The organism is Bradyrhizobium sp. USDA 4011 (genome assembly GCF_054063415.1).
Genome location: NZ_JBSSGG010000001.1, coordinates 7,124,440 through 7,148,128, shown reverse-complemented (window position 1 = coordinate 7,148,128; position 23,689 = coordinate 7,124,440). Strand labels below are relative to the sequence as shown.

At 59.9% G+C, this 23,689-nt stretch carries 22 protein-coding genes; 2 read left to right on the top strand and 20 right to left on the bottom strand.

Features of this window, described 5'->3' with window-relative positions:
* Nucleotides 1-47 precede the first annotated feature (47 nt).
* The 18 genes from ACVW1C_RS33685 to asnB (ACVW1C_RS33600) all read right to left on the bottom strand — a co-directional run bounded on the left by ACVW1C_RS33685 (nucleotide 48) and on the right by asnB (ACVW1C_RS33600) (nucleotide 18,703).
* A complete protein-coding gene (locus tag ACVW1C_RS33685) occupies nucleotides 48-647 on the bottom strand; it encodes a hypothetical protein (RefSeq protein WP_456761951.1) in 600 nt (199 codons plus the stop codon).
* 5 nt (nucleotides 648-652) lie between these two features.
* A complete protein-coding gene (locus tag ACVW1C_RS33680; RefSeq protein ID WP_456761950.1) occupies nucleotides 653-1,384 on the bottom strand; it encodes an SDR family NAD(P)-dependent oxidoreductase in 732 nt (243 codons plus the stop codon).
* Between the two features lie 24 nt (nucleotides 1,385-1,408).
* Entirely contained in the window at nucleotides 1,409-2,797 is a 1,389-nt protein-coding gene (locus ACVW1C_RS33675) for an ANL family adenylate-forming protein (protein ID WP_456761949.1), read from the bottom strand.
* On the bottom strand, nucleotides 2,782-3,216 hold the full coding sequence (locus ACVW1C_RS33670) for a MaoC/PaaZ C-terminal domain-containing protein (protein ID WP_456761948.1): 435 nt from the start codon (nucleotides 3,214-3,216) through the stop codon (nucleotides 2,782-2,784). Before ACVW1C_RS33670 ends, ACVW1C_RS33675 begins: the two co-directional genes overlap by 16 nt.
* Nucleotides 3,217-3,248: 32 nt before the next feature.
* The gene (locus tag ACVW1C_RS33665; RefSeq protein ID WP_021080477.1) at nucleotides 3,249-3,491 is read right to left on the bottom strand and encodes an acyl carrier protein; all 243 of its coding nucleotides are present in this window, start codon (nucleotides 3,489-3,491) and stop codon (nucleotides 3,249-3,251) included.
* An 80-nt stretch (nucleotides 3,492-3,571) separates the two neighbouring features.
* Complete coding sequence (locus ACVW1C_RS33660; RefSeq protein WP_456761947.1) at nucleotides 3,572-4,261, bottom strand: hypothetical protein; 690 nt, start codon at nucleotides 4,259-4,261, stop codon at nucleotides 3,572-3,574.
* Nucleotides 4,243-6,762, bottom strand: a complete 2,520-nt coding sequence (locus ACVW1C_RS33655) for a lipid II:glycine glycyltransferase FemX (RefSeq protein WP_456761946.1) — start codon at nucleotides 6,760-6,762, stop codon at nucleotides 4,243-4,245. Before ACVW1C_RS33655 ends, ACVW1C_RS33660 begins: the two co-directional genes overlap by 19 nt.
* On the bottom strand, nucleotides 6,759-7,598 hold the full coding sequence (locus ACVW1C_RS33650; protein WP_456761945.1) for a class I SAM-dependent methyltransferase: 840 nt from the start codon (nucleotides 7,596-7,598) through the stop codon (nucleotides 6,759-6,761). Before ACVW1C_RS33650 ends, ACVW1C_RS33655 begins: the two co-directional genes overlap by 4 nt.
* On the bottom strand, nucleotides 7,595-8,917 hold the full coding sequence (locus ACVW1C_RS33645) for an ABC transporter ATP-binding protein (RefSeq protein ID WP_456761944.1): 1,323 nt from the start codon (nucleotides 8,915-8,917) through the stop codon (nucleotides 7,595-7,597). Before ACVW1C_RS33645 ends, ACVW1C_RS33650 begins: the two co-directional genes overlap by 4 nt.
* A complete protein-coding gene (locus tag ACVW1C_RS33640; protein ID WP_456761943.1) occupies nucleotides 8,901-9,764 on the bottom strand; it encodes an ABC transporter permease in 864 nt (287 codons plus the stop codon). The genes ACVW1C_RS33645 and ACVW1C_RS33640 overlap by 17 nt, the downstream gene beginning before the upstream one ends.
* A 27-nt stretch (nucleotides 9,765-9,791) precedes the next feature.
* On the bottom strand, nucleotides 9,792-11,663 hold the full coding sequence (gene asnB, locus ACVW1C_RS33635) for an asparagine synthase (glutamine-hydrolyzing) (RefSeq protein ID WP_456761942.1): 1,872 nt from the start codon (nucleotides 11,661-11,663) through the stop codon (nucleotides 9,792-9,794).
* 59 nt (nucleotides 11,664-11,722) lie between these two features.
* Nucleotides 11,723-12,718 (bottom strand): NAD-dependent epimerase/dehydratase family protein, encoded by a 996-nt coding sequence (locus tag ACVW1C_RS33630; protein ID WP_176530103.1) that lies wholly within the window; start codon nucleotides 12,716-12,718, stop codon nucleotides 11,723-11,725.
* Nucleotides 12,719-12,723: 5 nt separating this feature from the next.
* Nucleotides 12,724-13,317, bottom strand: a complete 594-nt coding sequence (locus ACVW1C_RS33625; protein WP_456761941.1) for an acyltransferase — start codon at nucleotides 13,315-13,317, stop codon at nucleotides 12,724-12,726.
* Nucleotides 13,314-14,252, bottom strand: coding sequence for a Gfo/Idh/MocA family oxidoreductase (locus ACVW1C_RS33620; protein ID WP_456761940.1), 939 nt, complete (start codon nucleotides 14,250-14,252; stop codon nucleotides 13,314-13,316). The genes ACVW1C_RS33625 and ACVW1C_RS33620 overlap by 4 nt, the downstream gene beginning before the upstream one ends.
* A gap of 115 nt (nucleotides 14,253-14,367) precedes the next feature.
* Nucleotides 14,368-14,883 (bottom strand): transcription termination/antitermination protein NusG, encoded by a 516-nt coding sequence (gene nusG, locus ACVW1C_RS33615; RefSeq protein ID WP_456761939.1) that lies wholly within the window; start codon nucleotides 14,881-14,883, stop codon nucleotides 14,368-14,370.
* A complete protein-coding gene (locus tag ACVW1C_RS33610; RefSeq protein ID WP_456761938.1) occupies nucleotides 14,883-15,521 on the bottom strand; it encodes a winged helix-turn-helix transcriptional regulator in 639 nt (212 codons plus the stop codon). The genes nusG and ACVW1C_RS33610 overlap by 1 nt, the downstream gene beginning before the upstream one ends.
* 136 nt (nucleotides 15,522-15,657) lie before the next feature.
* The gene (locus ACVW1C_RS33605; protein ID WP_456761937.1) at nucleotides 15,658-16,980 is read right to left on the bottom strand and encodes a glycosyltransferase family 4 protein; all 1,323 of its coding nucleotides are present in this window, start codon (nucleotides 16,978-16,980) and stop codon (nucleotides 15,658-15,660) included.
* Nucleotides 16,952-18,703 (bottom strand): asparagine synthase (glutamine-hydrolyzing), encoded by a 1,752-nt coding sequence (gene asnB, locus ACVW1C_RS33600; RefSeq protein WP_456761936.1) that lies wholly within the window; start codon nucleotides 18,701-18,703, stop codon nucleotides 16,952-16,954. The genes ACVW1C_RS33605 and asnB (ACVW1C_RS33600) overlap by 29 nt, the downstream gene beginning before the upstream one ends.
* Before the next feature lie 350 nt (nucleotides 18,704-19,053).
* On the opposite strand from asnB (ACVW1C_RS33600), the gene ACVW1C_RS33595 reads away from it, so the two are divergent.
* Both ACVW1C_RS33595 and ACVW1C_RS33590 read left to right on the top strand, forming a co-directional pair.
* On the top strand, nucleotides 19,054-20,358 hold the full coding sequence (locus tag ACVW1C_RS33595; protein ID WP_456761935.1) for a hypothetical protein: 1,305 nt from the start codon (nucleotides 19,054-19,056) through the stop codon (nucleotides 20,356-20,358).
* A 45-nt stretch (nucleotides 20,359-20,403) separates the two neighbouring features.
* Complete coding sequence (locus tag ACVW1C_RS33590) at nucleotides 20,404-21,549, top strand: glycosyltransferase (RefSeq protein WP_456761934.1); 1,146 nt, start codon at nucleotides 20,404-20,406, stop codon at nucleotides 21,547-21,549.
* Nucleotides 21,550-21,591: 42 nt separating this feature from the next.
* On the opposite strand, the gene ACVW1C_RS33585 is transcribed toward ACVW1C_RS33590, so the two are convergent.
* The gene (locus ACVW1C_RS33585; RefSeq protein ID WP_456761933.1) at nucleotides 21,592-22,758 is read right to left on the bottom strand and encodes a glycosyltransferase family 4 protein; all 1,167 of its coding nucleotides are present in this window, start codon (nucleotides 22,756-22,758) and stop codon (nucleotides 21,592-21,594) included.
* Nucleotides 22,755-23,687, bottom strand: coding sequence for an NAD-dependent epimerase/dehydratase family protein (locus ACVW1C_RS33580; protein WP_456761932.1), 933 nt, complete (start codon nucleotides 23,685-23,687; stop codon nucleotides 22,755-22,757). The genes ACVW1C_RS33585 and ACVW1C_RS33580 overlap by 4 nt, the downstream gene beginning before the upstream one ends.
* Between the last annotated feature and the right edge of the window lie 2 nt (nucleotides 23,688-23,689).

The following is a 23,689-nucleotide window of genomic DNA, read 5'->3' as shown; positions in this document are numbered from 1 at the left end:
GCTGAATGCAGCATCTGGTGGACTGCGACGATACGCATCTTCAACCACTATGCCAGGATGAACGTTAGGGCTCCGATCACGCCGTCTGCTGAGACAATACGCGATCGGGTCATCTTCTTGCCGACTCTGCGCTCAAGCTCGATAGCAAGACCAGCAGAATCCTCGTCTCGAAACAGTCTAGACAACTCCAGCCGCGCCAAGAGCCAGCGCGTGCCGGAATCCGGCGGAAAGCCGGATCTGTGAAAGTTTACCGACAGAGCCGTCGCAATCTCGACAGGTCTCATCCCAACCGGTTCCTCGAGTGATATCCGGTTTCCAGCAATCCTGGATGCGTTGAAGATCTTCTGCTCATCGTAGCTCTTCCGCGTGAGAACGGGCTCGGTTGTTTCGATGATCTTCACCTGCCAGGGAGATCCTGGAAGCACGGCAATAGCCGCAGCATCAGCCGCATCAACGTCTCCATTCCCTACGAAGTAATAGACAGGACGACAGGAGATCTTACGGAGAATTCTCAGGTCGAGGCCACAATCTAAGGTGATGCCGTGGTATTGGGCACCGGCCAAGATTTCTTCATAGATATCAGTGGAGTGCACATAGTCGCGTGATCCCCGAAAAGCGGCTGCTGGTTCAAAGAGGAGCGTCTGCATCTTGCTCAGGCCGTCAAGCCACCGTCGACGACGATTGTCTGCCCGGTGATGAACCGCGCCTCTTCGCTCATCAAGAAGCGAACGATCCCGACAACATCGTCAACCGTCCCTGCTCTACCCAGCGGAGTTCGCCGCACGATCTGCTTCAATTTCGAGGGATCCATGTCGGCAACAAGGTCGGTTTCCATATAGCCAGGCGCCACGGTGTTGACCCGTATTCCCCGGCCACCAAGCTCTCTGGCCAGGGCGCGCGTCATTGCATTGATTCCGCCTTTTGTGGCGGAATAGGCGACCGTCCCCTTGTATCCACTAACGCTAACGATCGAACTAATATTCACCACTACTCCGGCGCCATTGATCATCATGCCGCGGATCGCGGCGCGAGTAAGGTGCAACGGTCCCGCTAGATTGACCGCCAGCAATCTTTCGATGTCGCCGACATCTTGCCGCGCCAGAATTTCCTCGGCCACGATCCCTGCGTTGTTGACCAGGCCTGAAAGCCGTCCGATGCGTTTTTCAAAGTTCCGAATGAGTTCCTTGAACCGGTCGGTCTCCGTCATATCGCACTCAGAGAAGACAAACTGATCCGGATAGTCATTGAGGAGCGCAGCAACATCGCTCGATTTCCGGCGGCTGAAAGATGCGACCCGATGCCCGTCTGCCAGGAAGCTCTTCACGAGCGCCAAGCCGAGGCCACGACTTCCGCCACTTACTAAAATACTGCGCTTGTCTTTCATCTGGAAACTTTCGTACAGACCAAATCAGTTCTCGGGCATCGGGCGAGCCCGAGCCTTTTTCGACCGCATCGTCGTCAATGAAGCATGGTCGACAATCTCAAACCGGATCGGGACTTTGTATTTTTGTAAACGGCTTCGGCAGTGATCGCGGATTCGCTGGATTGCTTCGCCCGTGTTTTCCGGCTGCTGAAGTGCAACGCGCGCAACGACCGCGTTGCCAAGTAGAGTATGAGGCACTCCATGAACGGCTACCTCTACAACGTCCTCCAGTTCGAGGATCACGTCTTCGACTTCGAGCGGGAAGACCTTCTGCCCACCAACATTGATAACTTCGGTTTTGCGACCGATAAAGCGCACCAATCCGCTGTCGTTTTCCTCGACAAGATCGCCGGTGCTCATCCAGCCATCGGAGTTCACCGGACTCGGCGCGTTCAAATACCCGAGCATGGATGATGCTGATCGAACGTAGAGTTCACCATCGATCACGCGCGTCTCAAACCCGTCCCCTCCAATCCTTATCCATAGAGATTCAGGGTCAGGTGACGAGGAGCGCAGGACCCCGAGCTCGGACAAGCCATAGGTCTGCTTCAGAACGGCATTTGGAAAAACCTCTCTCACTCGCCGAAGTGTTGAGGGTGGCATCGGCTCTGCGCCGTATGTGATCAAACGAATGGAAGAGAGATCGTGCCTTCTCCAAAGACCCGAGCCGATTAGCACGCCCAGGAACGTTGGCGTTGTCGGCAGCAATTCGGCGCGCCCATCCGATACTGCCCGACACACTGCTTCTGGAGATCTGTTGTCCACGCATATCCCCACGCCACCGTCAAACAGACAGGCAAGAAGTGTGTTTACTCCCCCAAAATGATCGATCAGCAGCATCAACAGCATGCGCCAAGCCTTGCGAGGCTTCAGAAACTTCGAGGCGACACGCTCAACATCGTGAAGGATCGCCTTGGGAGTTCCGGACGATCCAGACGTAAACACGATAAGACCCGGATGCTCCTGGGTCCTGAGTTCCTCAATCAGCGCGTGATCACTGCCCTCCAACTCCCCCTGTCGCGCAATTTCTCTTGTGAGCGGATCGATAAACCACCTCACTCTGGCGAGCAACGACAATCGTCCACGCTCCTCGCGGACACCGAGGCTGAAGGGAACGAGGACCATCTTGAGCTTCAACAGCGCCAGGATCAAGCTTATCGACTCGAGGCCATATTCCCCCTCGAAAGCGCAGATATCGCCGGGCGCGATACCCGCCGACAAGATATCCGCCTCCCAGGCCGACATCGCCGCAAGCAACTGACCGGTCGATATTTCTGACTTGCCAATCGCCAATGCCGGCGTGTCTCGTCGGTTCTCCAAGCGCTCCAGCAGGCATGCGACCGACGACGCGCTCCTCGCTACCGTATCAGACATTGCGCCTCACCTTCCAAATGTTCGCCGCTATCTGATGTCGTCAGAAGACTCAGCTTGACGACTCGCATGGGTCGAAGGACTCGCGTTACGCATACTCGGAAACGAACAGCTTGCCCTTCATACGTAGGTTGCCTGAAGGCGATATTGACGCCTTGCAGAATTGCATGCTGCCCCGGGAGATACATTCCAATCAGCCGAGAGAAGCGCGCAGCAACGCAGAACCCCTGAATGATAGGACCGCCGAATCCCTTACTGTGAGCAAACCGCTCGTCGTCGTGAACAGGTGCACGATCGTTTGCAACGATCGCAAAGGCGTCGCGCGCTGCACGATCAAATGCAAACTGCTGCTCGACAGCATCGCCGACGACGATATCATCGATCGTCAGGGCTCTTCCCGCCGTTTCATCGGTGACAAGCACAACTCGTGGCGATCGCGACACAGCCAACCTACCTAGGCCGTCGCATGGACCGAAACAAATTGGACCAGCTTGTTGATCGAATTCAAGTCCTCCACGTCGGCATCCTGCAGAACGAGGTCGAACTCGTCCTCGATGGCCATCAGCACGCTCGCAAAATCGAGAGAATCCAAGAGCCCTTCGGCAAGCAATGACTTCTCGGGATCGGAATTTCCGATCTTTGCAGGCCGTGTTATTCCATTGATGATTTCAACTATCTTGGCGCGAACGTCCGTCATACATCCTCCCTCGATACGAGATGATTAGCGAGAGCGACCATGTTTCCTTGATACAAACATGACGCTGGTCAGGTAACTCTTTATCTTTGACGTTTTCGAACCGTACCAACCCGGACGGCTGGATTTCCGAACACAACCCAATACTCGGGCACGTTCTTGGTAACCGCTGCCGAAATTCCCGCGACAGAGAATGGTCCGAGAGTGCGGCTATCGAGCAGAACGGCCCCTGGGCCGAGATGGGCGCCGTACGACACGACGGTTCGCCCGCACATCGTCGCATTCGGTCCAACATAGCCGTGATCGTCGACAACGCTGTGGTGGCCGAGAACCGCTCCGGCCCGGAGGCTGGCAAAACGGCCTATCCGGGATCCGGGTTGAACCGTGACGCAGGAGGCCACGAAGGCGCCCACACCGACTTCAACATCAGATGCCACCACGGCTCGCGGATGAATGATGGTTCCCCAGCGCTGATCTGGAATTCCAAGGCTTTCGATCCTATCCACCCGTGCCGGCATATCTTTCACCTTTTGAACCGCCGGGCAGAACAGCACGTCGGAGTCGAGTTGCTGCCAGTCCTCGAAGCGCCCAAGGACCGGAACGTTCTGCAAGGTCGTGCCTGACGGCAGCGCATCATTGAGGAAGCCGACAAGCTCAACCGCCTGCCCTGCAGCAGCAGCCTGGTGAATGGCTTCTGCAACGACAAGTCCATCTCCGGGCCCCCCAAGCACAACCAAACGCCGACGAGTTGTACTCAAATCTTTCTCCGCCATTGAAAGAATGATCGTTTCGGCAGTTCAAGTTCCGGTTGGTGTCGGCGTTCGAACCACTCAAAACATTCGCTCATCGTCCACGGGACAAAGCCGTCCTCAACAACTTTGCGAACTGCTTGGTGCATCCCCTCAGTCTTGCCAATGTTCTCGGGATGCAGGTTGACAACGATCACACCGGGAACACCATCGTTGCGAATCCGATCAGCCAGATCAAGGATGCAGTTGGCCGATCGACGATCATCCCAACCATGCACGAACACGACCCCATCACCGATCGCAGTCAGGATGCTCCAATGTTCAGTCAACTTGTCTCCTAGCAAGAGCTTGGACGGCAACAACGAACCATTGATGATGCAGCCGTCGAGCCCTGGCAAATTGGAACTGCCTTCCACGCCATGGGCATTCCAGGCCGCCGCATGTCCCCAATAGCCATCATTTAGAAAGCCATGATTTCGTACGGTCCGCGCCTTCTCTCCGGTCAACCGCTCAAACCATTTTGCCTGCTCGGCGAAAAGATCGGCGTATCGATTGGGATGCTCAAGCGCATCGGGATGAAGACCCAGTTCAAGCCTCCTGCCTGATCCAAGTTGCTTGAGCGTGCTCGCGGTGTGCTTTGTGAGCGGATGAAGATAGTAGGTGATCGGTGTCGATCCGAGCGCCTCTCGCTGTTGCGCATAACAGCTCAGTGCCGCCTGGTCATCATCGCCGGTCACGACGATCGCACCCGCCGCCCCGTTCGGCAGCATCGGCAACCTGTTTACGCTGCACAGGCGAGCCAATACATCGGCCAGCGCCTCGCACCACCAGTCGGCGGGCCGCTCGCGCAAGTTCTCCCCCGCAAGCTGCCCTTCGAAAAGATAGGTTGGCCTCTCGCCGGCAATGCCCCACGCGGCGTCAGTGGGCCGATTGTTCGCGGCCGCTGGATCGCCTTGCCGATAGCGGACAAGATCGGAAGCGAGATCCGTTCCAATGAAAATGAGCGAACCGCCATTCCCCGTCCGCCTGTGAAGCCAGACCGCTTCCTGGCGGTGGTTCGCGACGATCGTCGTGACATCACCTTCAGCCCTGAGGAGCATATACGAATGCAGCGTTCGCAGCCGTGACCAAGGTCTTTGACCGGCAAACCCTGCGTGGAACACCTCAGGTGAGACAATTATTCTTGCTTCGGCCTCTACGCCGAACGCTTTTCCAAATGGCGCGCTGGGAAGGACAGCGATCACGCAACCACCTCGCTCAAGAGCGCTGTTCGCCAAAGGCACGTCGGCAAGGCCCGGGCGGTGAAGCACCACCGGCTCGCCGTCCGGCATCGACGAGGCCCTCTCAAATCCGAACATCAGGAGATGGTGCGCTATCAACGAAGAGCCGGCTTGTCCGGAAACAGTCAGTCGCGCCGGCATCCTCCCAACCTCGTTCAGCGGGTTCGGAGGGTTCGGCGTGTAGAGTTCCGGCCGACGGAACAAGCTACCCTGAATGATCGGAAGGCTTCTCGATCCGAATTTAGTCTTGAACAGAGAGACCTTAGAAATGGGCCAGTCGCGCGGCACCTCCGGAAACCAGGGTCCAAACCGGTAAACTTCGAAACCCGAATGCTTGGCCCACTTTATCGCATTCCAGTGCAGGAAGTCGTTGGGCCTCAGCTTCATCGCGTCGGGCAGGGAAACGCCGGCGAGAAAACTGACCGCGCTCTTGTCGGTCAACAAGATGAGGCCGGCAATTGCGTTCCCATCGTGCCTGGCAAATGCGACGTGAGCGCCCCCTTCGGCAGCAAATGATCTGAAGATTTCTCTGTAGTACTCCAGTCGGGGCAGATTTTCGCCGGTTCTTGTGGCCGATGCGCGCGCGATATCCATATAGGCTTCGAGATATGAGGCATCGCTCGATATCTCGAATTGCAGATTTGATTTATCCGCTTTCCGGACCGCGGTGCGGCAGGTGTTATCCAATCTCGCGAATAACTGTTCAACGGTCGGAGCAAGATCGACCAGCTGATCGGCATTCAGGGTCGAGGAACCGGGGCACGGTAACATTCCCGACGGTCCGAACGCGATACCGAGTTGGAAACCGAACTCGCTGACCCAGAACGGAACGGCCTCCCTCGAGGAATGACGATTTGCCGGCGCGAGATTGTGGCAGTTCAACTGAATGCGATCGACGTCATATAGATCGGCGATAGCGAGTATCTCCTGCATCGCGGCCTGACGCGCGGCCTTCGCTACGCCGGCGCCAATATCGGCGTCGAGCGCAAGACCGGTATGGCGATGAATCCCCGAATGCAGCAATCGCTCGCCAAATGCCATTCCGGCCCCCTCATTGATGAACAAGGGCTGGATGCCGACGAGTTGCGAGTTCTCTTCTAAGGCGAACGACAGGTTCGCGGACGAGAAGAAACGTTCCTCGATCTCGATCCAGGAAGACCGATGTGTGAGCCAGGCCTGCGGCGATTGCAGCGCCAGACTATCCCAAGCACTACAATCGATTTCGCGAAACCGGATGACTTTCATCGCGATTCAAACACCACATTGAAGCGCGTGCCGAAATAAGGATTCAGCGGGTGGATATCGACAATTCTCGTGTCGACGCCGAGGCGACGCCCAAGTCCCACAAAATCCTTGCGGTCGAAATAGTAGGAAATGATCTCGGGCTTGATCTCGATCGAAATCGGCGTCGACAACTTCCTCAATCCTAGCAATCTAGCGATCTTCGTTGCGGGGCCCGATCTTTGCTCGGATTTCAGAATCGTTCCTAATGGCGCCCGTTCCGCTTCGGGTCCAAATTCCTGCTCGAATTTCGTCGTGAGCTTCTTCGCGACGGCCTGCAGCTCTTCCGCCCTTTCGCGGTCTGGAATAGATCCGATCAACACGCGGCCTTGCGGCTTCACCACGCGCAACATTTCCACAATGATCGGCTCTCCTGCCGCAAACGACGGAAAATTCGAGAACACGTCATAACAAAACGCGGCATCGAACCGCCGACCAGAGAATTGGAGGCTTTCGCCGCGGGCCCTCTCAAACTTCGCATTCTCCAGTCCAAGCCGCCTTGCGACGGCAAGCGGCGCGTCCGCGAGGTCAACTCCTACATACTCGCCCACACCCGGAGCGATCACCTTCGCTAAGAACCCGGCTGCACAGCCGACTTCAAGAACGGATGAGCCTCGGCCAGCCTTCATCAGGCCGAGCATATTGAGCCTGAGGTCGTCGAGAAGGCGCCTGTCAGCCCACAGACGTGGATTGCGACCTGCAATATAGCATAGATCTTCGAGCGTCGGCCGCTCGGTGATCGAACTTGCCCTCAGCTCGAAGAAAGCTTCGAGCCTCTCTCGCCATCCGTCTTCGATCATAGGTCGCTTTCTATCTGGCAAGTGAACTTTGGATCATAGAGATAGCTGAAGTGCCATAAGGAATTCCGCGACACCGAGAACTGCGCCGCCTTCTCGACATAGTGCAGGATGGCTTCCGCCCCCTTGGGCAGCATGTGCCGGCACAGAGCCGCAGAAATGTAATATTGACCCTCGCCAAGAGCGAGCTCAGGCACCTCGTAGATGACGCTTCCGCGTTCCGGCAGACCGTCCTCCCCATCGAGGAACAGGCCGCCGTCGTACCCCTCGATTCCGGTCACCGCCTGAAGCCGCGCGGTATCGATCCGCAGACTCGCGTAGATCTGCTTGTGCTCGGAGAAGCCCGACCACGACACCCGGATGCGAAGCGGCTGCCCGTTCTTGACCACGCCGATCGGCTTGCCTTCGACGTCGATCACCTCGACGGAAGTGATCCGCAGGGTGCCGCCGCCAAGCTCGTATTTTCCGGTTTCGGCCGTGCTCTCGATCGACTCGCTCAGCTTCTTGGTTTCCCGGAGATTGCGCGCTTCCTCGATATCCCAAACACTCTGCTCATAGGCCTTGCTGACGCGCTGGGCATTGCCGTGCATCAGCACCCGCCCCTTGTCGATCCAGATCGCCTCGTCACACAGCTCGCTGATCAGCCCGCTCGAGTGCGAGACGAACAGGACGGTGGCGCCGCTTTCGCAGATCTGACGAACTCGCTTCATGCACTTGTTGACAAAGGCGGTGTCGCCGGCGGCGAGAGCCTCGTCGACGATGAATAACTCCGGATCGACGCTGATCGCGGTGGCGAAGGTGAGTCGCGCCTGCATGCCGCTGGAATAGGTCCGGAACGGCTGATCGATCACCTCGGCAAGCTCGCTGAAATCGATGATCCAGGGAACCTTCGCCTCAATTTCCGCTCTCGTCATACCCAGGCACATGCCACCCAGCACGATGTTGTCGCGACCCGACACGTCCGGATGAAAGCCGGTCCCCAATTCCAGGATCGCGGACAGCTTTCCGGCCACTTCAACTCGCCCGGTTGTGGCATCCAGCAGTCCGGCAATGATCTTCAGGAGGGTACTTTTGCCCGCGCCGTTCGGCCCGATGATGCCGACCACGCGCCCGCGCAACACTTCGAAGGAAACATTCTGGACCGCCCAATGCTCATGGTGCCGGGGCTTTCCGGTGATGATCTCCTTCAGGAAGTCCAACGGCTGCTGATAGAGCCGATAGGCCTTTCCAAGGTTAGTGACGCGAATGGCGCACTGCGGGTCCAATGACCCGGCAAGCGGGATCAACTCGCCGGCGTCTCGATTGTCAGAGAGCATTGCCATAGTACGGTTTCAGCTTTTCAAACATGCGGTATCCGAGTCCCAGACTCAGCAACGCGAACGCGAGGGTAACCGCCCAAGCATACGGATGCTTGAACGAACCGAAGAAGAGAACGTCCTGGTAGACCCAGACGAGGTAACTGAACGGATTCGAATAGATCAACGGACGAAGGGCACGCGGCATCCAGTCGGGCAGGTACACCGTCGGCATCAGATACATCGCGATCGAGGTAAAGACCGTAACGATCTCGCGCAGATCGCGAAAGAAGGGCGTGACTGCAGCAAGGGCGAAGCTCAATCCGACCGCCAGAATTGCGTGAACGGCAAACACGACCGGCAGCAGCAGGAGCATCCAGCTGAGCCCCCCCACATGAGCCTTGTAGAGAATGACGAGCGCAAGCGCAGGCAGATGAGGGATCGTTGCAGCAATGGTTGCCGCGATCGGAAGCAGCTCGATCGGAAACACGACCTGCTTGACGAGACTTGCGCTCCCGATCAAGGCTCCGGGCCCGCGAACCAGCGCAGCCTGCATCATCAGCCACGGAACCAGACTTGCCAGGATGTAAGCCGAGAAATCGCCGGGAAAATCTGCGCTGATCGACAGCTTGCTGCCCAGCACGAAGCCGAAGATGAGCAGGTATGTTCCGACCACGACGAGTGGATGAATGAAAACCCACAAGGCGCCAAACCCGTGCCGCGCATGCGCGGCGCTCAGGTCACGATCGACCATCTCCCGCAAGAGATCGGGATATCGCCGGATCTGGCTGATCGTGGTCCATAGGGCCTGAGAGTTGCGGTATGGCGACAAGCCAACCCGCACCCATCTTGCCGCCGGGAAGAGACCGTTCATCTGCACCGCGCTCCCATTTGTGCGTGCCTAAAAGCTGCTTTCCATGATCTGCTCGAGATTGAGCAAAGACCAGATCAGCAGCCGCCTGTTTTCCCGTCCTTCCAGATGTTCGTCGACCAGCGAGCGAACGGTCTTGCGGTCGACCAGGTCGTAGATGCGGGCCGTGTTGCTGAAGAGCCTCCGTTTGACATACTCGATGCTCTCGCCCTTGAACCAGCTGGCATCCGGCGCAGAGAAGCCCTGCTTCTCGCGCTCCGCCACTTCGTCGGGAATATGCCGGCTCATCATCTTCCGCAAAATCAACTTGCCGTCCTTGGTGCGCTCGTAATAGCGCTGCGCCTTGCCGCCGGGCTCGTTTTCGTTGAGGCGAATGACCTCGGTCAGATTGCCGAGCTTCATCTTGGCGGGAAGCTTCATTGCGAAATCGACGAGATCATTGTCGAGAAACGGCACTCTGCTCTCGAGTCCATGCGCCATCGCCAGCTTGTCCTCGACGACAAGCAGCCCGTTCAGGAACGTCTTGGCCTCGAAGTAGAGTGAGTGATTGACGTAGTCCTCGGGCCGCCGCAGCTCCGAGGCGTGCTCCTTGAACACCCCCCTGAAGATATCGATCGGCGAGGTCTGCCTGGCCTCATCCCATACCGGCCCCAATAGCTTCGGCATCGTCCCGCTCGGAACCATGCGCTGCCAGAATCCGAAGTACTTCTCGATATAATGATCGAAGTCGTCGTTCACGACGGCGCGGTAGTAGCGCCAGGGGTATCCGCCGAAGAGCTCGTCTCCCCCGGTCCCGGTCAGGACCACCTTGCCAAATTTGGATGCGAGTTTTGCCGCATAGAAATTCGGATAGGACTGGCCGACGCGAGGCTCTTCCAGATGCCATGCAAGCTGAGGCAATGCCCGCTCCATGTCGCCGGCCTTCAAGACCATCTCGTAGTGCTCGGTCTTGAACAGGTACGACATATGCTCGGCCTTCGTCCGCTCGTCGTATCCGAGTTCGACGCCCGAGGCCGAGTTGAGATCGAAGCCGACCGTAAACGTCCGCATGAACGGCAGTTGGCTCGATGCCAGCGCGGTGATGGAGCCTGAATCCATGCCGCCGGAAAGATAGCACCCGACCTCGACGTCGCTCACGAGCTGCCGGTTCACCGCTTGCCTGAACAGGCGATCGAGCTCGTCGGTCGCCTCATTCTCATCGACGGCGTACTCGGGCTCCTCGAAATGAAAATCCCAGTACTGCACCGGCTCGACGGCCCTGCTGTCCTGCGAAATCTGCAGATAGCAGCCGGCCGGCAACAACTTCACGCCGGCAAACAGTGTCCGCTCAGCGAAGAAATTCTGAAAGCTGAGATATTCCGACAGCCCCCTGATGTCGACGCGCGGCTTGTACTCCGAAAATGCCCGAAAAGCCTTGTGCTCGGAGGCGAACACGAATGTCTGCCCAAGTTCGGCATAGTAGAGCGGCTTCACGCCGAAGCGATCCCGGGCCAAGGTGAGCTTCCGCTCGTGATTGTCCCAGATCGCAAAGGCGAACATGCCGTTGAACTTGAGAAGCGCACCGAGACCCCACTCGGCGAAGGCGTGCAGCAACACCTCGCTGTCGCCGGAAGAGTTGAAGACGTGGCCCCTCGCCGAAAGCTCGACCTTCAATTCCTTGAAGTTGTAGATCTCCCCATTGTAGGTCAGCACAAAGCGGCCGTCGCGCGTCTCCATCGGCTGCCGCGCCGCGTCGGTCAGATCAATGATCGACAGCCGGCGATGACCGAGTCCAACGGGACCGTTGCAGTAGTGGCCCTCGCCGTCCGGCCCGCGATGAGCAATGATATCGGTCATTGCCGTCAACGTGGTGATTGAAGCGGGCCGCCCGTCGCGGTGCAGAATTCCGGCTATGCCACACATGTTATTTTATTCTGGCCGATCTATTCAATGATGTCGGGTGCGAACTCAGATCTGAGCCTTCAGATTTGAGCCTTGGCACGACGCTGATCGACCTGATCGATATGGCTCCTGCGCCAGTCGATCAGCCGCCGCAACCCTTCGTCCAGGTCGATCGCGGCGGTGAAGCCGATCTCCTCCTGCGCCCGCTTCGGCGATCCGATCCGATTGCGCACCAGCGTGGCCTGGCTCCGCGGCGCATAGTTGATCGGTTGATTGGAGCCGGTGAGGTTCAGGAGCTTTTCGGCGATCTGCTTCAGCGAGGTCCGGTGTCCTGTGCCGACATTGTAGAAGCGATCCGTCGCACTCGCGCCCATGGCGCACAGATTGGCGCGCGCGCAATCCTCCACCGCGACAAAATCGAACGCCTCCGAGCCGTCTCCCAGGATCGTCGGCCCCTCTCCCTTGTCGATCGCGTCGAGCATCTTCATGATCACCGCGATATACGCACCCCGGTAATCCTGACGCGGTCCGTACACGTTCATGTACCGGAGGCCGACATAGTCGAGGCCATAGCGGAAGTGGTAGGCACGGGCCATGGCCTCGCCACAGATCTTGGTCGCACCATAGAAGTTCTTGTTGTTGAACGGATGGTCTTCCGTCATCGGCTCCTCGACGGCATCGCCATAGACGGAGGCCGACGAAGACCAGACCAGCCGCTTGACGCCGTTGCGCACGCATCCGTCCAGGACGTTGAACATGCCGTTGACGTTGACGTCAAAGGCCGTCCGCGGGAATTCGTGACACTGCAGCAACCAGAGCGCAGCGAACTGAAACACCCCGTCGGCGCCCTTCAGGGCCGCATCGAGGATGTCGACCTGCGTGATATCGCCGCCGGCCTCGAAAATCTTGACGCGAGGATCGCGCAGCGCGCCGGCAAGGTTCTCATGCGTGCCGCGCACGAAGTTGTCGTAAATGACGATCTCGCCGACATCAGTCTGCGTCAGCTGATCGACCGCATGCGACCCGATCAGCCCGGCGCCCCCGATAACGACAACCTTCTTTCCGCGAATGTCCATCTTCTTCAACCCTCGATTTCAACCAGCGCTTCATGACGAAGCTCATAACGACGGTGAGTGCGCGGGCAGATCAGATCGCTGCCCAGCCGCTCGCCTGCCCTACTCATCCAACCAATTCGGCGGGCCGGATTGCCTGCCATCAACGAAAATGCGGCGACATTCTTCGTGACAACAGCACCGGCTCCGATGAAGCAGTACTCGCCCAGCGAATGTCCGCAGACGATGGTCGCATTGGCGCCAATGCTGGCGCCGCGTCCGATCGGCGTCTTGCGAAACTCGTCCTTCCGCGACACGCCGGCGCGCGGATTGTTCACGTTCGTAAAGACGCAACTCGGGCCGCAGAACACGTCGTCGTCAAGTTCGACGCCATCATAGATCGAGACGTTGTTCTGGATCTTGCAGCCGTTTCCGATCTTGACGTTCGGACCGATCATCACGTTCTGGCCGATCGAGCAGTCCTCGCCGATCACCGTGCGCGGCAGAATGTGGCAGAAGTGCCAGATCTTGGTGCCGCGCCCGAGCACAGCCCCATCGTCAACGTAGCTCGATTGATGGATCAGGACGCCCGGAAAGCGCGGATCCTCGCGCATCTCGCTCATTTGTGCATCGCCTTCTGGGCAAACGTGTGAACGCCGTTGCTTCTGACGATCGGCGCATCGCGAAACGTGGAGACGATATCGATCGAGGGGCGGACTTCGTCCAGCCTGAAGCCGCGCCCGGCGACGATCTCCTCATAGCTCCGCGTATGGAGATCGGTGAACCCTTCCGAGAATTCGACCTCCTCGCCGTCGACGGTGATCGAGCGATAGGTCGTCTTCTTGCCTTTCACGCTGTCGGGCAGGTCGTTGCGGTCCAGGGACAGAAACCAGCTGACATCCGCGCGCTCGCACTCCAGAGAGCCGGCCGCCCTCTCTGCCTCGCGCAGGTGCGCCTCGTTGCGGCTGGCGGGGCCGAACACGAAGCTCAGCATGTCGAAGAAGTGCACCCCGATATTGGTCGCGACGCCACCCGACTTCGCGTCTGCACCCTTCCAGGAGGTGTGATACCAGCGCCCGCGCGAGGTGATGTAGGTCAGCTCGACCTTGTGGCGCTTGTTCGAGCTCGCGAAGCGATCGCGCAGGGCGATGATCGCCGGATGCAGCCGCAATTGCAGAATGGTCGAGATGCGGCGGCCGGTGTCCTGCTCGATGGCGGCCAGCTCGTCGATGTCGCCGGGATTGAGGACCAGCGGCTTCTCGCAGATGGCATCCACGCCCGAGCGTAATGCAAACCGGCAATGCGCGTCGTGCAGATAGTTCGGCGAGCAGATCGACATGTAGTCGATCTTTCGGCCGCCCCTGCGCAACTGGTCGACATAGCGATCGAACAGCTCGAACTGGGTGAAGAACTCGGCATCGGGAAAATGGCTGTCCATGATGCCCACGGAATCGTTGGGATCGTACGCCACGGCCAGATTGCCACCGGTCTCGGCCATCGCCCGCATGTGCCGCGGCGCGATGTAGCCGGCAGCGCCGATCAATGCGTAAGTCGTCATGGGCCCCTCTCTCGAACGTTTCTGCCTGCTTCAGGCAAGCTACCGCACTCGGGGTGAATCGAACATCACACCCAAGCCAAACATGTCCATTACGCCTGCCCGGAGGCAGACGCGGTTACGCCGCAGCGATCAGGTCCGTCCCGACAAGAACACGGACCTTGCGGCCCAACAGGTTCAAGAGAACCGCAACGCGATGCTGATCGCTGGCGTCTTCAACGAGCGCAAGACTGTCGACGAACGCACCTTCGACAATTCGCACTTTATCCCCGGGCGAGAACGCCGGCCTGCGCGCAAGCGTGATGAAGCCGGCGCCGTCCTCCCGCCCCCTCAATGCGTCGATGACGCGATCTTCCACCACCGCGGGCCGGTCCCCGACGCACACGAGGTGTGACACGCCGAGCGTCGATTGAATGGCACGCCACCGCTGCGACGCGAGGTCGATCCCGACAAAGAGATAGCGCGGAAACAACGGACGCGGCACAATCTCCACCTTCCTGGCATGGCTGCGGCGCTTCAGGTAACGGGGGAAATAGATCGAAAATCCCTGCCGCTCGAGGTTGGCGGCCGCCTTTGCTTCGGCGTTGACCTGCGTTTGGACGACGTACCAGCGTGAACCGTGCTCCATGGCCATCACGCCCCCAACGATTGCTTTGGACGCAGGCCCAGCAGATCCGGTGCAAGGACCTTCTCCGTCCCGAAATTGCTGACCGCCTGCTCGAATACACTGCGCGCCGCCGTCAGATGCGTCACGACGACCGCATCGAACGGCTCGTCCACCAGCGCGTAGGAGGAAACGACCTTGACACCGATGAACCGGGTCGCGGTTGCATCGGGATCGACGATCGCAAGGACAGAGATGGGTCCATCGACCGCGCACAGGATCGCGATTTCGCAGAGGTCGGACTGTCCGGCGAGCACCACCCGCCTGAAGCCGAGCGCCTGAGCGCGCTCAAACAGCCTGCCATACTCCTCCTTGGCCTTTCGGAAGAGCGAAAAGGAGTCCGACAGGAACTGGACGGTCAGTCGCGATTTCTCGGAGAAGCCTTGCGGCGTGAGGTAGTAGGCGTATCGCCGCGCTGGCGCCTGCCCGACCTTGACGAAGCCCTTCTTGATCGCCCGCTTCAGGTACGCGTTGACCAGGCCGAGCGCGACGCCGAGATCGGCTGCGATCCGCCGCTGCGACTGCGCACCATCGGCCTCCAGCGAGGTGAGCAGACCGAGCACCAGCCGGTCGCTGTCATTCTCATCTGTCGGTAGAATGCCCGCCATCGCGCCTATCCCCACTGGGGTGGCTGATAGCGCGTTCACCGGATGAACGTCAAGCGAATTCGTTCACGCCATGAACATCGTAAGCTATTGATAACAAATAAATTTACCTAAGACGCATGTGTCATCACGGCCACACCTAGGCCGGATCCCCGGCCTCGGCCAGATACCGCGCGGCAAGCGCCGAATAGCTGTACCGCTGCGCAAAGGCGACGCGTTCGGGCCGCGAACGCGCCGGACCGTCGAGCGCGGCGCGCAGGGACGCGGCGAGTGCGCCGGGGTCATCCGGCGCGCATCGCGCAGTCACCAAATCCTCGAGCCCGGCAAGCGCCTGCGCTTCGCAGGCAATGACGCTGCGCGGCGCGAACAGGCAGTAGTCGAACAGCTTGTTGGGGCTGATGCCGTGATGGTAGAGCGCGTTCTTGTGGAAGGCGACGACCGCGCAATCGGACGCGTGCAGCATGCCATGCACGATCGACCGATCGACTTCGTCGTGAAACTCCACGTTGGCAAGCCCTGCCGCCCGCTGCTTCAGTGCGGCGAGCGAAGTGCCTGATCCGATCAGAACGAAACTGATCTCGGGGCTTGTGCTGCCGAGGACAGCGGCGGCGTCGAGAACGACCTCCACTGCGTTTGGCGGCCCCATGCCGCCGGCATAGAGGACAACCCGCCTGCCCTGCTGCTTCAGCTGATTGATGCGGTCGATCAACGGATGACCGAGAGTTTCGATCGTCAGCGCGCTCTGGATCTCACCGTCGGACACCCCGTTGGGGATCCAGATGAACTTGCCGGCGCTCAAGCCGCGCGCCCGCATATGAGCTTCCGCACCGGCCAAAAGACAGATCACGCGATCCGCCGCGCGATAGGCGGACCGCTCCTTCCAGCCGAGCAACCGCACGAGGGGGTGCCAGGTCGGGGTCATTCCAAGCGCCACGATGCTCTCCGGCCAGAGATCACGAACCTCCAACCAGAACCTGGCACCGAAGCGCTGCGCGATCTGACGCGCCGCCGAAATGAAGAACAAATGCGGGCTGGACGCGATCATCAGATCCGGCTCGCCGAATTGCGCGGCGATCGCAGATGTCGCCGAACGAAAGGCCGGCGCAAAACTCAGATTGTTGCGCAGCCGCCCCAAATTGCCGCCATCATAGCGCGGGGTGTCGAGGAACCAGAAGTCGACACCGTTGATCCGCTGCGGCCCCGGAGCGCGCGGCTCCCTGTGAAGATGATGGAAGCCGGCACTGACCACCACCACCCGATGCCCCATCTTTCCCCAGGCATCTGCGAGCCAAAACGGACGCCAGTGACGGCCAAGGCCCGGCCCGCCCGCGAATGGATGCAATAGCCAGATGTTCATCGGGCCGCCCGGAAAGTAGGGCCCGGCGAGCCGGCGATTATCGACAGCGACGATGACATCCAGGAACCATCGGGCCTCATGGCGCTTCGACCCGAAAGCGCTCACCCCAGAGCGCAACGCAATAAAGCCTCCAGCGCATTCCAAGATCGAGCCGGTGAAATTTCCTCTTGAGCTTCTGCATGTCGACATAGCGGGCCAAGAGCTCGCTTGCGATCACCTTGTCATACATCGCGGCGGAGTGTCGCGTGAGCCATATCCGGTCGGGGGCGGCAAAACCGATCTTGTCCCTCCGCCAGGTGATGCTGGGCGGCAGCAGATCGCTCATGGCTGCGCGAAGCGGCCATTTTGCCCATCCCTTGTTCAGCTTGATGCGCGTGGGAAGCGCCAGCGCAAACTCGACGAAGCGATAGTCGAGGAACGGAAGTCGCGTTTCGATGCCGAACCGCATGGAGTTCTTGTCCTCGAAACGCAGCAGCATCGGCAAATTGGTCTCGGTAATCTCCAGCACTTGCATGCCTTGCGCATCCCTCGTCTTCGACGCAAAGCGGCGAAGCGGCTCCGGCAAGTCGGGATTTCGCAGGAAAGTGTAACGCAGCCGGTAATAGGCAGCGCGCAGCCCTGCCGAACCGGCACCGAACAAATACATCAGCAACCGCCGGCGCGGAATACCCGCCCGCGTCGCGGCGCCGAAGGCGGACAGGAATCCACGGACGCCACCGCTGCGAAGATGGTCGAGCAGCCAGGCCGCATAGTAGCGATGGTACCCCAGCAGCGTTTCGTCACCGCCCTGACCATCGAGCAGCACGATGACGCCGTTGGATCGCGCGGCCTTCATCACCGCATACTGCATCATGATCGAAGGACCTGCGAACGGCTCCTCCTGGACGTCGAGCAAGGTCTCCGCCGTCGATGCAAAGTCCTGATAGGAAGGCTTGGTGCGCAGCCAGTTCAACTCTGCCCGTTCTGCAACCTCCGCCGCGTACGCCTCTTCATTGTTGGACGCCTGCTCGCTCACGGCAGTGATGGCAAAGAAGCGCTCGCTCGAGCCCGGCGCATAACGCCGCGCGGCCAGCGTCGCGACACTCGAACTGTCCAGCCCACCCGACAGGCAGGTTCCGACCCGAACATCCGAACGCAGCCGCAGACGCGTCGCGTCATCGAGCAGCTCTCGCAACGATTTCGCTGCGCTGCCTTCATCAGACACGGCCAACCCAGGCACAAGTGAATAGTAGCGCTCGATTTCGACCTGCCCCGTCGACACGTCGACGCGCATCCGATGCCCGGGAGGCAATTTCTCGACGCCCTTGAAGAAGGTCCGACTGGTATGGTCGGTCATGCCGCAAACGAGGAAATCGTTGATCAGATCATCATCGGGGATCGGGCGCTCGATCAGCGGAAGAAGCTGGCGGATCTCCGAGCCGAACGCGAACTGCTTCGCCGTATCGACGTAGTAGAACGGCTTCACGCCGAACCTGTCGCGGGCGCAGAACAGCGTGTTGTCGCGCTCGTCGTGAATCGCAAACGACCACATGCCGTTGAAGCGTTCGAGGCACGCTGCACCCCAGCAAACATAGGCTGTGAGCAGGACCTCGGTATCCGAGGCCGTATGAAAGGTGTATCCGAGCGCCTCGAGTTCCGTGCGGAGCTCAACGTAATTGTAGATCTCGCCGTTGTAGGTGATCCAGATCGGGAGCCGTCTGTCGCGCATCGGCTGTGCGCCGTCATCGGTCAGATCGATGATCGCCAGTCGCCGGTGTCCGATCCCGACGTTGCCGTTGACCCTCACTCCACGCCCATCCGGACCGCGGTGGGCAACGAGATCGGTCATCCGATCCACTTGGCGGGCATCGACGGGCCCGGTCTTATCTACGAGGCCGAATATGCCGCACACGAAATGCCTATCCAGATTGATTCGATGGCGGAGCTCGGTATAACCGCCGCGTCAGAATATCCGCGCATTTGGAACAAACCGCGGCTGTCTTAACCTGTTCGTGTATTGAACGTCAACGTTCCCGGACCAGGCGAAGCTGTTTTCATACGCGGCTGAAACCTGAAATAGCGAGGGCCGGCCGCCAATTCCGCACCGCCTCTCCGGGCCTGCATCACATGGCCGCTTCGGACCAAACCTGTGCTAGAAGCTGCTGGCTGATGTTGAGTTGACATCCATCGGATCCCTGAGTGAACAAGATCGAACCCATCGGACCGACGTCCCTGACGGAAGCACCGCTTCCCGCCAACGGCGTTGCATCTTCCCGGCCGGCCCAATCCGCCATCGCGGATTTCGTCACGCGCGTGCTTGTTCGCGCGGCGCGGCGCGCCACCGAGAAGCGTCTTGCGGAGGGAAAGGTGCGTACGTTGTGGGCCGCCACCCCGATCCTCACCTTGCCGCTTCTCGTACGCTGCGATCGAATGTTGGGGTTTCGCTCCTCGTCGCTGGTGTTCAACACCTACTATGTGACGAGATCATTCGACATAAACCTCATCCTGTTCGAGGGCTTCCTTCGACTGCTGCGCAGCCGAAGAGGTCTTGGCCTGTTTCGTCGCCTGGTTCTGGCGTGGGCCCTGCTGCGCTACGATTTCTTCAACTACTTCTATGACCGCGGCCTGATGCTGAGCGATGGACGCTATGGCATCAATCCTGAGGAACTCGACCTCCTGTTCCGGTCGGGAAAGCGATTGTATACCTACGCCTACGGTGCCGACGTCCGTGCGCGGGAACCGACGCTCAAACTCGGCCATCCGAACCTGTGCGAAGAATGCCCGGCCCCAGGCAAGTTCTGTGTCTGCACGACCGAGATGCACGCCTCATCGATCGACCGCCTCAAGGGCCGTGCGACCGCGCAGATCGCGATGGGGGATATGGTGACGTATGTGCCCGGCTGCCGGGACATGCACTACTGGCCGATTGACGCGAGCAAGCTCGCCGCGAGGCCGCCAGCCTACAAGGCCGGTGACGTGCTGAGAGTGGCACATGCGCCGAACCACGGGCACTTCAAGGGAACCCGGCTTCTGATCGAGGCAATCGATCGGCTGGTGAAGGAGGGAGAGAAGATCGAGCTGGTCTCCGTGCAGGGCGTTCCCAACAAGAAGGTCATCGAGCTTTTCGGCGCCTCGCATGTCGTTGCGGATCAATTCGTCGCAGGCTTTCACGGCTATACCGCCCTGGAAGCGATGGCCATGGCCAAACCGGTTCTGTGCTTTTTGCGTGACGACCGAATGATGATCGATCCGGCAACCTGCCCGATCATCAACACGCGTCCCGACGAAATCTATGATGTGCTGAAGCGATGCTTGAGGGGTGAGTATGACCTGAACGATATCGGCAAGGCGGGACGCCGCTATGTCGAAGCGCATTACAGCTTGCAAGCGGTCGCAGCGAGGCTCGGAAGGCTCTATTGTGAAACCGCTGATCTGCCCGAGGATCTGCGGGCAAGCCTGACGAGGCATGTCGGCAAGTTCGAGAGCGATGATCATGCCTCGTAGCCCCGTGCGGCCTTCGCGCCCGTCGGCGAATCTGAATGCGCGCACATGAGAATCCTGCACGGACCAGTCAATGTCGGAAATCAGCCCTGGGTGCTGTCCCGCGCCGAGCGGCAGCTGGGAGCATCCAGCGACGTGGTCGTTCGCAACGACACGTGGCTCGGATACCCGGCGGACCGGATGCTGTCGGCCAAGGATGCCGGATTCCTTGAGACGGCCATTCGCAGCGCGGCGTTCGGCCTGAGGAACCAGTGGCACTACGATGTTCTTCACTACTATTTTGGACAGACCTTTCTGTCACCGGGTTTTCCCCTCTCCGCGCCGGGATCAGTGCTCTCCCGGCCATCGCTGCTAACGGACATCATCAACAGACTGGCGACCGCAGACCTGCACGCCGCCCGCCTGTTCGACAAGAAGCTGTTCATGACCCTGCAGGGTTGTGATGTCCGGCTGGCGAACGAGGGAAACAGGCGAAACGAATGGACGATGTGCGCCCCGCAACACTGCGAGCTGTATCAACGATGCACGGGCGCTCTCGACCATCGACGGCACTTTCTGATCAAAAAGGTTCTGCCGCTGTTCGATCGGGTCTTCTATCTGAATCCGGAACTCGGACACATCGTACCGAATGGCCAGTTCCTCCCATATTCAAACGTCGAGATCGAGAAGTTCGACGTTGTGCCGCCTTCCGAACAGGGACGGCTCAAGATCGTTCATGCCCCGACCGCCGGACGGATCAAGGGTACACCGATGATCCTGAATGCCCTCGAACAATTGCGGTCACGGTACGACTTCGACCTCATCCTTGTCGAAAAGACGAGTCACGAGCAGGCGCTGGAGATTTATCAGTCGGCAGACCTCGCAATCGACCAGGTGCTGGCAGGCTGGTACGGGGGCTTCGCGGTCGAGATGATGGCGATGGGAAAGCCGGTCGCATGCTACATCCGGGACGAAGATATGATGTTCGTTCCGGATGCGATCAGGCGCGAACTGCCTGTCTACCGGCTGAACCCGGGAGACCTTGCAGAGAGCATTGCCGCGGTTCTTGATCGCCGTTCCGAGTGGTCCATGCGCGGCCAAGCATCGCGACTTTATGTCGAACGATGGCACAACCCGGAGCTCATTGCGAAGGCCATGCTGAGGGCCTACGAAAGCCCCAACTCCGACTTCGAGCTGGTCCCGCAGGCGAAATGAGACCGGCGTTTCGCTCAACGTTTGCTTCCGACTTAGACCGGTTCAGACATCCTGTGCGGCCGCCCGGCGCATCGTCGCCGCGAAGCTCGCCGCAAACGCCCTGACGTTGTCATCCTGGTGCTGGACAACATTTCTAACCACGAGCCCGCGAGCCTGCCGTGAGGCCTGCGTCAGATGATCCGCCAGCGCGACCGGATCATCGACGCCGAAATAGCGCGCAGCGCCCGCGGTCTGCTCCCGGTGCACATCGATGTCGGACAGGATCATCGGAACGCCGAACGACTTCGCTTCCTCGACCGTCGTGCTCCAGCCCTCGAAGCGCGACGGGTTGAGCAGGGCTGTGGAGGCCCGCAGCAGCGCGTAGACGTGCGGCAACGGGATCACGCCGAGGTGACGAAAGTGCGCATCGAGGCCGCGCTTCCGGATCTCGGAGTTGACCAGATCATAGTAGCCCGGCTCACGCCGATCTTCCGTGCTGCCGGATGCACAGACGACGACCTCGACCCCACGACGCTTCAGGATCGCCAAGGCTTCGACGACAAGCTGATGGTTCTTGTGGCGATAGAACTGATTCGGCAGATAGAAGTAGTTCGTCGGCAGATTGTACGCCGCGATGACCTCTGATGGGTCGACGTTCAGGAACGCGGCCGGCGGCTGGGTCGCGAAGCGAACGACGCTGACCCGGTTGCCGGCGTGTGGGTAGTAAGCCCTGAAATCGCGGAAGGCGCTCTCGCTGCTCAGCATGATGGTCCGCCCTGACGCGATCTGCACGCGAAAGCCAATCTCGCGACGCCAGCGTGCCGTCGTTGGAAACAGCTGAGGCAGCGAACGGTGCTGCAGATCCGGAATCCACGCCACTGCAGGGATCGGCAGCCGCCAGCCGAAGAAGCGCGCGGCTTCGACCACAACATCCACGCGCGCGGAGCGAAACGCCGACGCAGCGCCGCGGTCCAGGCCAAGCGCGAGTGCCGCAGCGAGACCCGGCTGTCCGTCGAACGCTTCCGATCGGACGATCTCGACGCCCGGTATCGCATCAATCTCGTCGAGTTCACTCTGGTCGGCCCGCGTCCCGGCAAAGACGACCGGGGCAAACTCGCCGGGCAGAAACCGATCGAGCGCCGCGAACAGATTGCGCTGATAGTTGAACCCGCCGGCCCAGATCCGTCGTGAAATGTGATTGAACGCGAACCGCAATGGGCGGGACGTCACGAAGCCTGCCCCTTGAACCAGGCCACGTAATCGGCGAGGCCCTGATCGAGCGGAATGCGCCAGTCGAAGCCGATCTGGCGCAGCATTGCAGCATCGGCCAACAGGCTCATGGGATCACCGGGGCGGCTGACACCCGAGTGCCGCACAATCGTCTTGCTGCCCCACTGTCCGATGAGACCGGCGGCGATGTCGGCAACGCTGGTCCCTCGGCCCGAACCGCCATTGATGACCCGGAAGGCTTCCTGTGACGACGAGGCTTCCGCGACGCTTGCAAGCAGCCGCGCGACATCGCGAACGTCGGTCCAGTCCCGTATCTCGTTGCCGGTCCCACCGAGCGTGAGCACCTGCTCCTTGGCGTTGAGCCGCGAGCAGATGTCCCAGAGCAATTGTTTGCGCAGGTTGGGCCCATAGACAGAGAACAGCCGCACGACCGTGCAGCGCAACCCGAACGACCGCGCGTAACTCGCGCACAATTGCTCCATCATCAGCTTGTGCTGCCCATAGGGCGACATCGGAGTTACGATCGCGCTTTCAGCGATCGGGCCGAAATGATCTGCGCCATAGACGGCCGCACTCGACGCAGCGATCACCGCGCAGTCTGGCGCTGATGCGCGCAGCCATTCGAGCAGCCACGCCGTGCTCGCGACAGTCCGCGAAAAATCCTCGAACGGCCGTTCGATCGAGACGCCGACGGACGATCCGCCAGCCAGATGAAAGACATGCGTCGGCAGCCCGTGCGCCGCAGCAAGCGCATCGAGATTGGCCGCATCGATCTCGCCGTTGATCCAGCTCTGCAAACCGAGCCGTCGGGCTTCCGTTGCATCAAGCGCCCCGTGTCCGACGCCGTGCACCGCATGGCCTGCCCCCGCCAATTCATGCGCGAGATGGCGGCCGATGAACCCGTTTGCGCCCGTAACCCAGACGATCATCG

Coding starts and splice junctions, on each gene's coding strand:
- ACVW1C_RS33685 (WP_456761951.1), bottom strand. CDS start 647: ATGCAGACGCTCCTCTTTGAACCAGCAGCCGCTTTTCGGGGATCACGC.
- ACVW1C_RS33680 (WP_456761950.1), bottom strand. CDS start 1,384: ATGAAAGACAAGCGCAGTATTTTAGTAAGTGGCGGAAGTCGTGGCCTC.
- ACVW1C_RS33675 (WP_456761949.1), bottom strand. CDS start 2,797: ATGTCTGATACGGTAGCGAGGAGCGCGTCGTCGGTCGCATGCCTGCTG.
- ACVW1C_RS33665 (WP_021080477.1), bottom strand. CDS start 3,491: ATGACGGACGTTCGCGCCAAGATAGTTGAAATCATCAATGGAATAACA.
- ACVW1C_RS33660 (WP_456761947.1), bottom strand. CDS start 4,261: ATGGCGGAGAAAGATTTGAGTACAACTCGTCGGCGTTTGGTTGTGCTT.
- ACVW1C_RS33655 (WP_456761946.1), bottom strand. CDS start 6,762: ATGAAAGTCATCCGGTTTCGCGAAATCGATTGTAGTGCTTGGGATAGT.
- ACVW1C_RS33650 (WP_456761945.1), bottom strand. CDS start 7,598: ATGATCGAAGACGGATGGCGAGAGAGGCTCGAAGCTTTCTTCGAGCTG.
- ACVW1C_RS33645 (WP_456761944.1), bottom strand. CDS start 8,917: ATGGCAATGCTCTCTGACAATCGAGACGCCGGCGAGTTGATCCCGCTT.
- ACVW1C_RS33640 (WP_456761943.1), bottom strand. CDS start 9,764: ATGAACGGTCTCTTCCCGGCGGCAAGATGGGTGCGGGTTGGCTTGTCG.
- asnB (WP_456761942.1), bottom strand. CDS start 11,663: ATGTGTGGCATAGCCGGAATTCTGCACCGCGACGGGCGGCCCGCTTCA.
- ACVW1C_RS33630 (WP_176530103.1), bottom strand. CDS start 12,718: ATGGACATTCGCGGAAAGAAGGTTGTCGTTATCGGGGGCGCCGGGCTG.
- ACVW1C_RS33625 (WP_456761941.1), bottom strand. CDS start 13,317: ATGAGCGAGATGCGCGAGGATCCGCGCTTTCCGGGCGTCCTGATCCAT.
- ACVW1C_RS33620 (WP_456761940.1), bottom strand. CDS start 14,252: ATGACGACTTACGCATTGATCGGCGCTGCCGGCTACATCGCGCCGCGG.
- nusG (WP_456761939.1), bottom strand. CDS start 14,883: ATGGCCATGGAGCACGGTTCACGCTGGTACGTCGTCCAAACGCAGGTC.
- ACVW1C_RS33610 (WP_456761938.1), bottom strand. CDS start 15,521: ATGGCGGGCATTCTACCGACAGATGAGAATGACAGCGACCGGCTGGTG.
- asnB (WP_456761936.1), bottom strand. CDS start 18,703: ATGACCGATCTCGTTGCCCACCGCGGTCCGGATGGGCGTGGAGTGAGG.
- ACVW1C_RS33590 (WP_456761934.1), top strand. CDS start 20,404: ATGAGAATCCTGCACGGACCAGTCAATGTCGGAAATCAGCCCTGGGTG.
- ACVW1C_RS33580 (WP_456761932.1), bottom strand. CDS start 23,687: ATGATCGTCTGGGTTACGGGCGCAAACGGGTTCATCGGCCGCCATCTC.